Origin of the sequence: Aeromonas sp. ZOR0002 (assembly GCF_963866995.1) — a bacterium.
Lineage (GTDB): Bacteria > Pseudomonadota > Gammaproteobacteria > Enterobacterales > Aeromonadaceae > Aeromonas > Aeromonas caviae.
The window spans coordinates 1-10,496 of record NZ_CAWMFQ010000245.1 but is presented as its reverse complement, the minus strand read 5'-3'; the positions used below and the strand labels follow the sequence as shown (position 1 = coordinate 10,496).

Below are 10,496 nucleotides of genomic sequence, written 5' to 3'. Positions count from 1 at the left end.
GGGCGCTCGCCATCGGCTGCGCCACCGGCCGCGCCAGCTTCGAACTGGCTCGCCGCTTCGCCCACGTGGACGGGGTGGACTACTCGGCCCGCTTCATCGACGTGGCCCTGACCCTGGCAAGACAGGACAGCTTCCGCTATGCGGTGCCGGTGGAAGGGGATCTGGTGGAATATTGCGAGGCGCGCCTCTCCCGCCACGAGCTTGGTCGCGAGCAGAGCGAGCGGGTCCACTTCAGCCAGGGGGATGCCTGCAACCTCAAGCCCAAGTACGGCGACTACGATCTGGTGCTCGCCTCCAACCTGATCGACCGGCTGCGGGAACCTGCCCGCTTCCTGCGGGACATTGCGCCGCGCCTTCGCAGCGGCGGCCTGCTGGTGCTCACCAGCCCCTACACCTGGCTGACCGACTACACCCCCAAGGCCAACTGGCTCGGCGGCATCCGGGAAAACGGCGAGGCCCTCGGCACCTATCAGGCGCTGCAACGGCTGCTGGCGGAGGAGTTCGAGGAGCACATGCCCCCGAGGGACGTCCCCTTCGTCATCCGCGAGACCGCCCGCAAGTACCAGCACACGGTGGCCCAGCTCACCGTCTGGCGCAAACGCTGACGACGCGGCAAACGAAAGAGGGAGGCCCATGGCCTCCCTCTTCTTTATCCGGACCGCTTACCCCTCCTGAACCTGGGGCACCGCCTCCTGCTCGCGGTAGCGGCGGGCCAGCACGGCGCACACCATCAGCTGGATCTGGTGGAAGATCATCAGCGGCAGCACCATGACACCGACGCTGGCGGCCGGGAACATGACGTTGGCCATGGGCACCCCGTTGGCCAGGCTCTTTTTGGAGCCGCAGAAGACGATGGTGATCTCGTCCGCCCTGTTGAAACCGAGGCGGCGACTGATCCAGATGTTCCACCCCAGCACCAGTGCCAGCAGCACGCAACTCAGCAGCACGATGCTGGCGAGATCGTACCAGCCGACCTGGTGCCAGATCCCCTGCACCACCGCCTCGCTGAAGGCCACGTAGACCACCAGCAGGATGGAGCTTTGATCCAGCTTGCCAATGAGCGGCCGGTGGCTGTCAACCCAGCGACCGATGAGGGGGCGCGACAGGTGGCCCACCACGAAGGGCAACATCAGCTGCACCATGATGGCCTGAATGGAGTGCCAGGTATCGACCCCCTCCCCCTGCACATTGATCATCAGCCCCACCAGCACCGGCGAGAGGAAGATGCCGAGGATGCTGGAGGCCGAGGCGCTGCACACCGCCGCCGACACATTGCCCCCGGCCATGGAGGTGAAGGCGATGGCCGACTGCACGGTGGCGGGCAGGGCGCACAGATACAAGAAGCCGAGATAGATGGCCGGGCTCAGCCACTGGGGCACCAGGGGCGTGAGCAGCAGCCCCAGCAGCGGGAAGAGCAGGAAGGTGCTGGCCATCACCACCAGGTGCAGCCGCCAGTGGCCGAGGCCCGCCAGCAGGTTCTGGCGCGACAGCTTGGCACCATGCATGAAGAACAAGAGCGCCACCGCCAGCTTGGTCAGCAGACCGAACCAGACGGCCACCTGTCCCTCGCAGGGGAAGAAGGAGGCCAGGGCCACCACGGCAATCAGCACAGAGGTAAAAGGATCCAGACGCACGGGGAGTCTCCAGAGAAAGCGCGTCCCGCACGGGATGGGGACGACAGGGCACGGGGAAGGCGTCATCAGACGGCGACCCCGGATACGAAGGGACAAGCTTACCCCGAACACCCTGTGGTGCAAAGTTGAGCGGCAGCCTCATTTGTTTCATTTTGTTAAACGATAAAGCACATTCTCACAGCAAAACTAAACGAGTTTGCCCCTCCGGCCCCGGATCCGGCCAATAAAAAACGGGCGACCCTGGTCGCCCGTCTCCTGTTTGCCACATGCCGGTCAGCGCTGGCTGGCCAGGGTGCCGCTGCCCGCTTTCTTCTCGTTGCTACCTGACTTGCGGGCTTGGCGCTTCTCGAAGCGGGAGATCCACCAGTAGGCCAGCGCCGAGAAGACCGCGGTCATGAAGACGTTGATGAAGAAGGCGCGCACCAGATCCACCCCGGCCGGGAAGGCGGAGGCGCTCATGCTCACCACGAAGATGGCGATCAGCACCGACACCACCGCCATCCCGAAGGTGCGCGACCCCATGCGGAACTCGCGGGGGGTGTCGTCATGTTTCCAGCGGAACACGAAGTAGGCCACCATGATGAAGATCGGCGGCAGCATGGCGGTACCGGCGGTGAGGTTGATGGCGGTGTTCATCATCTGCTGCACCGATTCCGAGCCGAAGCCATTGACCACCAGCATCACGAACACGAAGACAAACTGCCACCAGGCGGCACGCACCGGCACCCCGTGCTCGTTGAGCTGGGTGGTCTTCTCGCCGTAAACCCCCTGCGGGATCTCGGAGAAGTGGATCTTCACCGGCGCCGAGGTCCACATCATCATGGAGCCGAACATGGCGATAAACAGCACCACGCCGACGAAGCGGCCCACCAGCGCCTCGGAAAGCCCGAAATATTGCGCCATGCCGGTGAAGATCTCCACCATGCCGCCGGCGTAGGTGAGGCTCTCGCGCGGCACGAACACGTTCACCAGCAGGGAACCGAGGGCATACATGGCACCGATGACGATACCGGCGCTGATGATCACCTTGATGAAGGACTTCTGACCCCCCTTCACGTCATTGAGGTAGGCCGCCGCCGTCTCGGCACCGCCCGCCGCCTGGAAGATCCAGCACATGATACCGAGCGTCGCCCAGTTGACGGTGGGAGTCATCGCCTCCAGCGTGATGGGCTGGGCTGGCACATGATCGCCACTCAGGGCCATCAGGGCGCCCAGCACATAGATGGCGAACAGGGCAAACACCCCGTAGGCCACGATCTCGGCAATCTTGCCAAGCCAGCTCGCCCCCTTGGTGGAGATGTGGGTCGCCGCCGCAAACAGCACGATGGAGATGACTGAGGTGACCATGGGCGAGAAGCTGTACTCATAGCCCAGCATGGCGTAGGAGGCGTAGGCGATGACGTTGGGCAGCAGGGAGACGAACCAGAACAGGTTCACGAACCAGTAGAGAAACGAGCCCAGATAGGCCATCCGGGTGCCGAGCGGTTTTTTCAGCCAGTCGTACATCCCCGACTCGGAGTTTTTGTTGGCCGAGACGAACTCGGCGATGATGAAAACGAACGGGATGAAGTAGACGAGGGTCGCCAGCAGGAAGATGGGGGCGGAACTGAGCCCCAGCTCGATGTTGTTGTTGACGATGTTGCGCACGTTGAACACGGCGGCAAAGGTCATCGACAACAGGGCAAACTTGCCTATGGTGCCGCGTACGGATTCAGACATGGTGTCCTCCAGTGGACTCGCGCTCCCTGCGGGTAACGCTGTGACTCTGTGATGTGTTCGGCAAGGGTCTGTCGACCCTGCCCTTTACTCTCTTGTTATGAGCGGGCCGCGTGGACGGCCTCGCTGGTGAACCGGTGCAATCTCACCGCACCGGCTCGCAATACCAGTCAGACGATCGGGGTGCCCGGCGCCATCGGCACCCGCGGTTGCAACAGTACACTCTGGCTCTCGTCCGGGGTCTCGGCGCAGAGCAACATGCACTCGGATCGCTCGCCGCGCATCCTGGTGGGCTTGAGGTTGGTCAGCACCACCACCTCGCTGCCCATCAGCTCCTCTTCGCTGTAGTAGGGCACCAGACTGGTGACGGTCTGCAGCGGCCGCTCGCCCCCTACGTCGATCTGGACGATGTAGAGTTTGTCGGCCCCGGGGTGACGCGCCACCTCCAGTACCTTGCCCACCTTCATCTCGACCCGCTTGAATTCGGCAAACTCGATCGTCTCGCTCATGCACTTTTCCTTTTCTGGTTCAACGGTTTGCGGGTGACCAACGGCCACCCGGTTTGATGGGGTCATGACGGCTGGATGACGACCTGCGCCGTCGGCTGGGCCTCTTTCGCGCGCGCTTCGGCGCTGAGGGAGGCTTCGTAGCGGTTGTACTTCCACCAGGCGAAGCCGAGGAAAATCACGATCCCGCCGACGTTGTAGAAGATGATGGTCATGATGTCGGCGCCGGTCGGGAAGGTGGAGGCGAGGAAGCCCACCGAGAAGAGGACGATCAGCACCGAGACCACGGCGATGCCGGTGGTGCGCGAACCCATCTTGAACTCCCGCGGCAGGTGGTCGAGCTTCAGGCGCAGATTGAGGTAGGCCAGCATGATGAACAGCGGCGGCAGCATGGAGGCGGCAGCGGTCATGTTGATGACGGTGTTCATCAGATCCTGCGCGGTGTTGGAGCCCAGAGTCGGGATCACCATCAGCGGCAGCACGATGAGGTACTGGATCCAGGCTGCACGGGCGGGCACGCCGTTCTCGTTCAGCTCGACCGTCTTCTTGCCGAAAATGCCGGCCGGGATCTCGGAGAAGAAGATCTTCACCGGGGTCGCGGTCCACATCAGCAGGGAGCCGAACATGGCGGTGAAGGAGACCAGACCCACGAAGCGGTTCATCAGGATCTCCGGCAGGCCGAAGTAGGCTGCCAGCCCCTCGAACACCTGCACCGAGCCGCCGGTATATTTCAGGGTGCCGCTTGGGACGAACACGTTGATCAACAGCGATGCAATGGAGTAGAGCACGCCGATAAAGATCCCGGCGACGATGATCACCTTCACGAAGGACTTGGAGCCACCTTTCACGTCATTGACGTAGACCGCCACCGACTCGGCGCCACCGGCTGCCATAAAGATCCAGGTAGTGATGCCGAGGAAGGCCCAGCTGAAATCGGGGACCATGGCCTCTACCGTGATGGGATCTGCCGGCTGCACGCCGCCCACCAGTGCCGCACCTGCCAGCAGAATGTAGGAGAGGGTCAGCAGCAGCATCAGGGACGAGGTCACCGAGGTGATGGGGCCGAGCATCTTTGCGCCGTTGGTGGAGACGTAGGTGGCAAAGGCAAACAGCACCATGCTCAATGCCGTGGTCGCCACCGGGGTGAGAATGTACTCGTAACCGAGGAAGGCATAGGAGGCGTAGGCGATGACCCGCGGCAGCAGCGAGGTGAAGAAGAAGAGGTTCACAAACCAGTAGGTGTAGGCGGAGATAAAGGCCCAGCGACCGCCGAGGGAGCTCTTCACCCAGGCATAAACCCCCGCTTCGGAGTTCTTATTCAGTGACACGAACTCCGCAATGATCAGACAGAATGGAATGAAGTAAAAAATGGTGGCCAGAAAGAACATCGGGGCCGAGGCCAGACCGATCTCGATGTTGTTGTTGATGACGTTGTTGAAGCTGAATACCGCCGCGAAGGTGAGCGACAGCAGACCAAACTTGCCTATCGTATTGCGTTTGGAATCAGACATGGGACATCTCCAGACCTGTAGTTATCTCAGCGAAAGGGCGGGGCATGATTTGTAGGGTGAGCCCCGCCCTTCCGGCGTTTGTCGGTGCAGAACCGGCGGCTTGTTATTTGTTTTTGAAGTAGCCGCCTTCGACGGTGACCTTGATGATCACCTTGCGCACCGGCCCGTCGCCGGCGAAACGGTAGGCCTCGTCGTTCTCGAAGATCACCACCTGACCGTTGCCGACTTTCTGGCACTCACGCACCTCGCCTGCCAGCCACTCGCGGTCTGTGGTGTCGTCATAGGCCTGCTCGACCGCCAACTCGCTCTTGGCAGCCCACTCCACCGTCTCTTCCCCTTCCAGGTAGTAATGGACGTCGAAGTAGCGGCGCTGCCCCTCGAACAGTGAGGTGGCCGGACTGGCCCCCTCCTGCAAGCGGTAGGTGAGGGAGTCACCGATGGAGTGGCAGATGCCGGGCTTGAGGTTCGGCAGGTTGTTGATGGCCTCCACGCAGCGGCCCCACTTCTTGCCCTCCCGGTAGATGTTTTTGAACAGGGTCAGGTTGTCCAGGGTGATCATGCGAGGTTCCTCCCGCCGTTGATGGTGAGATCGAGCCCGGCCAACGCAGCCGGATTGAGGTTGCCACGGGCGATGGGCAGCAGGGTCAGACCAAAGCTGAACGGCTCGAAGCGCACCCGCCAGGAGTCCAGCACCTCGGAGCCCCAGGAGTTGGAGCCCAGCCCCAGCACCTTGTGATCCAGATTGAGGGTGAGATAACCGCTCGGTTCCAGCTCGTTGATGTGCTGCACCGCGTGGATATGCTCCCAGCTGTAGGGCCAGACGCTCAGGTTGATGGGGGCATTTGGCCGCACGTAAAGACCGGCGCCGTGACGGTTGGTCAGGGTCGCCCAGCGCACCTGCTGGCGGTTGCCGTTGTCCTGCGGGAAGGGGTAGTGCTCCCACATCTCGCCGACTGTGCTCTGGAAGCTGTCGATCCAGTTGCTCTGGCGGCTGTCCTGATAGTTTTCACCCGGCCCCATGCCGTAGTAGTGCACCCGGTCGAGATCCTGACGAATGCCCAGCTCGAAGCCGATCTTGGGGATGATGTCGTCATAACCGCCGTAGGGCTGGCCGGACAGAGCCACGTGCAGCTGGCCGTTCGGGCTCAGGGTATAGACGTAGCGGCAGCGCATGCCGAAGTCGAACACCGGCGGCGCGATCAGACTCTCGACCGTCACCTCGACCGCCTCGCCCAGCTGACGCCAGCTCAGAGTGCGGAAGTGCTCCTGCATGATCTGCAGGTGGTTCGGGTGCCACAGGCTCTCGTACTCCTGCTTGTGGTTGTCGATCATCGGCTTGAAGAAGGTGAGGCGCGGCGAGCGCTCAATCAGCTCGATACCATCCTGCTGCCAGCTCACCAGCTTGCCGTCGAGGCGCGAGAAACGCAGGGCAAAGCCGCTGCCGATCAAGGTCAGACCGAGACGCTCGTCGGCAATCTGCAACGGAGTGGCGTTGGGATTGGCAAAGGGCTGCAGCTGGCGAGTCGACTCTTTCAGCCGGAACTGGTACTGGCCCAGCTCGTGCTCCGCCGCGCTGTAACGGGTGGCACTGGCCTTGATAACCCGCAGCTGAACGAAGGTTTCCCGCCCATCGAGGGATGGCAGTTCGAGTTGCAGATCTGTGGTGGCACCGGGGGCCACCCCTTCCAGCCGGATTTGCTGGCTGGCCAGCAGTTCGCCCTCGGCCTTCACCTCGACCAGCAGGCGGATATCGTCGAGAGTGGAGAACCAGTAGCGGTTTTCCACCGCCAGCTTGCCGCTCGCCAAATCCACTGCCCGCACCTTGACCGGGCAGATCACCTGCTTGTATTCGCGCAGGCCCGGCCCCGGAGTCTGATCCGGATAGATGAGGCCATCCATGCAGAAGTTGTAGTTGTTGGGATAGTCGCCGTAGTCGCCGCCGTACTTGTAGACGGGGCGGCCCTGCTCGTCCTGATCCAGAATACCGTGATCGCACCACTCCCAGATGTAGTGACCCTGAATGTGGGGATGGCGGTCGAACACCTGCTGGTATTCGCTGAGGCCACCCGGTCCGTTGCCCATGGCGTGGGCGTATTCGCAGAGGATGCGCGGCTTCGCCATCGGGAACTCGCCGAAGCAGTTCATCTGGGAGACGCGGGAATACATGGTACTGACCACATCCACCACCTCGGCATCGCGATCCTCTTCGTAGTGCACCAGCCGGGTCGGGTCGATCGCCTTGCAGCGCTGGTACATTGCTCTGATGTTGCAGCCGTAGCCGGATTCGTTGCCGAGCGACCAGATGATGATGGAGGGGTGGTTCTTCTGGGCGTGCACATGGCGCTCGATGCGATCCACGAACACCGGCTCCCAGAAGGGATCGTCGGTGATGCGGCTAAGATCGCCAACGTTGGCAAAACCGTGGGTCTCCACGTCGGTCTCCGCCATCACGAACAGGCCGTACTGGTCGCACAGCTCGTAGAAGCGCGGGTCGTTCGGATAGTGGGCTGTGCGCACCGAGTTGAGGTTGTGCTGCTTCATCAACACGATATCGCGTTCAACACGATCCATGCCGACCGCGCGGCTCTTGAGGTGGTCGTTGTCGTGACGGTTCACCCCGTGCAGCTTGAGGTAGTGGCCGTTGACGTAGAAGAGGCCATCCTTGACCTTGATGTCACGCACCCCGACCCGCTGCGGGATCACTTCCAGCAGCTCACCCTGACCGTTGTAGAGGGAGAGTTGCAGCTGGTAGAGGTAAGGATCTTCGGCGCTCCACAGATGTGGATTGGCCAGATCCAGCGTGAAGCGGCAATCACAGTTGCCGTCGATGGCGAGATGATCGAGGGAGCCGCTGGCGATCTCGCTGCCCTGATCCAGCAGCGACCAGACCAGACGGTGATCACGGGCGGGCGCCCCCAGATTTTCAAGCTGGATATCGCAGCTCAGGGTGGCACTTTGATTGTCATCGGCCAGCGCGGTGCGGATGAAGAAATCCTGCACATGGGCGGCCGGTTTGCCCACCAGATAGACGTCGCGGAAGATCCCCGCCATCCACCACATGTCCTGATCTTCGATATAGGTGGAGTCAGCCCACTGCATCACCCGCACTGACAGCAGGTTCTCGCCAACCTTGGCGTAGGCACTGATATCGAACTCGGCGGTGAGACGGCTGCCCTTGCTGAAGCCGACGTAGTGGCCGTTCACATAGACCTCGAAGTAGGTCTCCACCCCGTCAAACTTGATGATCACCTGCTCGCCGTCCCAGGCCGTGCTCAGCGTGAAGCTGCGCTGATAGGCACCGGTGGGGTTGTTGGTCGGCACGAAGGGCACATCGATGGGGAAGGGAAAACCTTCGTCGGTGTACTGCAGCTGGCCATGTCCTTCCATCTGCCACATGTTGGGCACGGTGATCTGGCCCCACTCGCTCATGGGGCTGTGATAGAAGGCCTCCGGCACCTGCAGGGGGTGGTCGAAGTAGTGGAACTGCCACTGGCCGCTAAGGCTCAGAAAACGGCGGCTCAGCTCGCGCTGCATGGTGGCCGCCAGCGCGTGGTCGGCATAAGAGAAGAAGTAGGCACGCGGGGCCAGCCTGTTTTCACCAACGAATTGGACGTTTTCCCAGTTATTCACATGTCCTCCCGGAACAAGGCAACGTTAACTGGGTAAACCTTAGATAAACATTTACTAAATATCAGCTTTGGGTTGGTAAAGTTTTAACCTGATCACAATGAACAGATGGTTTTGTGAGCGAGATCAGAGGCGGGAGATAAAGGAAGGCAAGATATGGAGGAGTGGCATGGATGTTGATAAGAGTTGGCTGATTATCAATAAAATCAATTATAAAACAATATTATATGATGTTGCTGGATGATATGGGAAAGAGGTTTGCTTGAGAGAGGTGTCGCACCACCGCAAGATGGCGCGACTAAAAAGCAGATTATTTTACTAAAATTAGCGAGTGGTGCCACGCAGGGTCAACTTGCTCGGTACCAACACCCGGAGTGGAATATCACGATCGTCACGCTGCCGTTCAACCAGCAAATTGACCCCCTGGGAGCCCATCAACTCGGAGTGGATCCGCACCGTAGAGAGCGGCGGGAAGGTGAACTTGGCGGTTGGAATATCGTTGACGCTGATAAGCTCGATCTGCTGGGGAATCGCCAGTCCCTTCTCATGAATGGCACGCAGAACACCGATGGCGATGGAGTCGGAGGCGACGAACAGCGCCTTGGGCCAATCCCCTGCCAGCATCTCCTTCGCCAACTGGTAGCCGGAGGCGCTGGAGAAGTCGCCGCGATAGAGATCGCTCTCCTGCACCACCCCCAACCGCTGGCCATAATCCCGGAAGGCCAGTTCGCGCAGATCCGGATTCTCATCCTGGCCACCGATATAACCGATGCGCTGATGCCCCTGCGCGATAAAGTAATCGACGACCTGCTGGCTGATGAGTGCCAGATCCACGTCAATCGAGTCAAAATCGCCCTGGGAGCGGCAATCCACGAACACCAGCTGGGCAGACAGGCCGCGCAGCACGGCCAGCCGTTCTTCCGGCAGATGGCCGATGACCAGGATGCCATCGACGGCAGAGAGCTCACGCCCCTCGGCACCGTTGTAACAGTGGGCCAGCTCGATGTTGAGGCGGGTGCACTGGGTCTCGATGCCGTAGCGGATGGCGAGGTAATAGGGATCGTTGACCTCGGTGCTCTGGGGATAGGCGTAGACAGCCAGGAGCTGCAGCTTGCTCTTGTGCACCCCTTTGCGGGCGCTGCTGGTCTTGTACTCCAGCCGCTCGGCAATCTCGAAGATCTTCTGCCTGGTCTCGTCCTTGACGCTCAGGCTGGGATCCTCGTTCAGCACACGGGATACGGTAGCAAGCGATACCCCCGCCTCCTGTGCAATTTCCTTCAACGTAGCCATCAATACCTCGCAGGCAGCATCACGTGTTCATCGGGCAACGGCTAAAGAGTAACGAGCAATCCCTTGATAGCCCAGCATTTTTACTGAAATAGAAGCAGGGAATTGAAGCGAGGGGACAGAAATGCAAAAAGGCCTCCCGCATGGGAGGCCTCTTCTGAATAGGTGCCTGACAGTGTCCTACTCTCGCATGGCGAATGCCACACTACCATCGG

8 protein-coding genes are annotated in these 10,496 nt (G+C 60.9%); 1 reads left to right on the top strand and 7 read right to left on the bottom strand.

Annotated features, from left to right (window positions below; genetic code table 11):
* A partial coding sequence (locus AACR77_RS13800; protein ID WP_042882196.1) for a putative 4-mercaptohistidine N1-methyltransferase occupies nucleotides 1-605 on the top strand: 605 nt, incomplete at its 5' end.
* Nucleotides 606-662: 57 nt separating this feature from the next.
* Here AACR77_RS13800 and AACR77_RS13795 read toward each other — a convergent pair.
* The 7 genes from AACR77_RS13795 to ebgR form a co-directional block, all read right to left on the bottom strand.
* Nucleotides 663-1,634, bottom strand: coding sequence for a bile acid:sodium symporter family protein (locus AACR77_RS13795; RefSeq protein ID WP_042882195.1), 972 nt, complete (start codon nucleotides 1,632-1,634; stop codon nucleotides 663-665).
* A gap of 273 nt (nucleotides 1,635-1,907) precedes the next feature.
* Complete coding sequence (locus tag AACR77_RS13790) at nucleotides 1,908-3,353, bottom strand: amino acid permease (protein WP_042882193.1); 1,446 nt, start codon at nucleotides 3,351-3,353, stop codon at nucleotides 1,908-1,910.
* A gap of 167 nt (nucleotides 3,354-3,520) precedes the next feature.
* On the bottom strand, nucleotides 3,521-3,859 hold the full coding sequence (locus AACR77_RS13785; RefSeq protein ID WP_042882191.1) for a tRNA-binding protein: 339 nt from the start codon (nucleotides 3,857-3,859) through the stop codon (nucleotides 3,521-3,523).
* 62 nt (nucleotides 3,860-3,921) lie between these two features.
* The gene (locus AACR77_RS13780) at nucleotides 3,922-5,367 is read right to left on the bottom strand and encodes an amino acid permease (RefSeq protein ID WP_042882190.1); all 1,446 of its coding nucleotides are present in this window, start codon (nucleotides 5,365-5,367) and stop codon (nucleotides 3,922-3,924) included.
* Between the two features lie 103 nt (nucleotides 5,368-5,470).
* The gene (locus AACR77_RS13775; RefSeq protein ID WP_042882188.1) at nucleotides 5,471-5,926 is read right to left on the bottom strand and encodes a beta-galactosidase subunit beta; all 456 of its coding nucleotides are present in this window, start codon (nucleotides 5,924-5,926) and stop codon (nucleotides 5,471-5,473) included.
* Complete coding sequence (gene ebgA / locus AACR77_RS13770; protein ID WP_042882187.1) at nucleotides 5,923-8,997, bottom strand: beta-galactosidase subunit alpha; 3,075 nt, start codon at nucleotides 8,995-8,997, stop codon at nucleotides 5,923-5,925. The genes AACR77_RS13775 and ebgA overlap by 4 nt, the downstream gene beginning before the upstream one ends.
* Before the next feature lie 321 nt (nucleotides 8,998-9,318).
* Nucleotides 9,319-10,284: a transcriptional regulator EbgR gene (gene ebgR / locus AACR77_RS13765; RefSeq protein WP_042882185.1), complete on the bottom strand. Its 966-nt coding sequence runs from the start codon at nucleotides 10,282-10,284 to the stop codon at nucleotides 9,319-9,321.
* Between the last annotated feature and the right edge of the window lie 212 nt (nucleotides 10,285-10,496).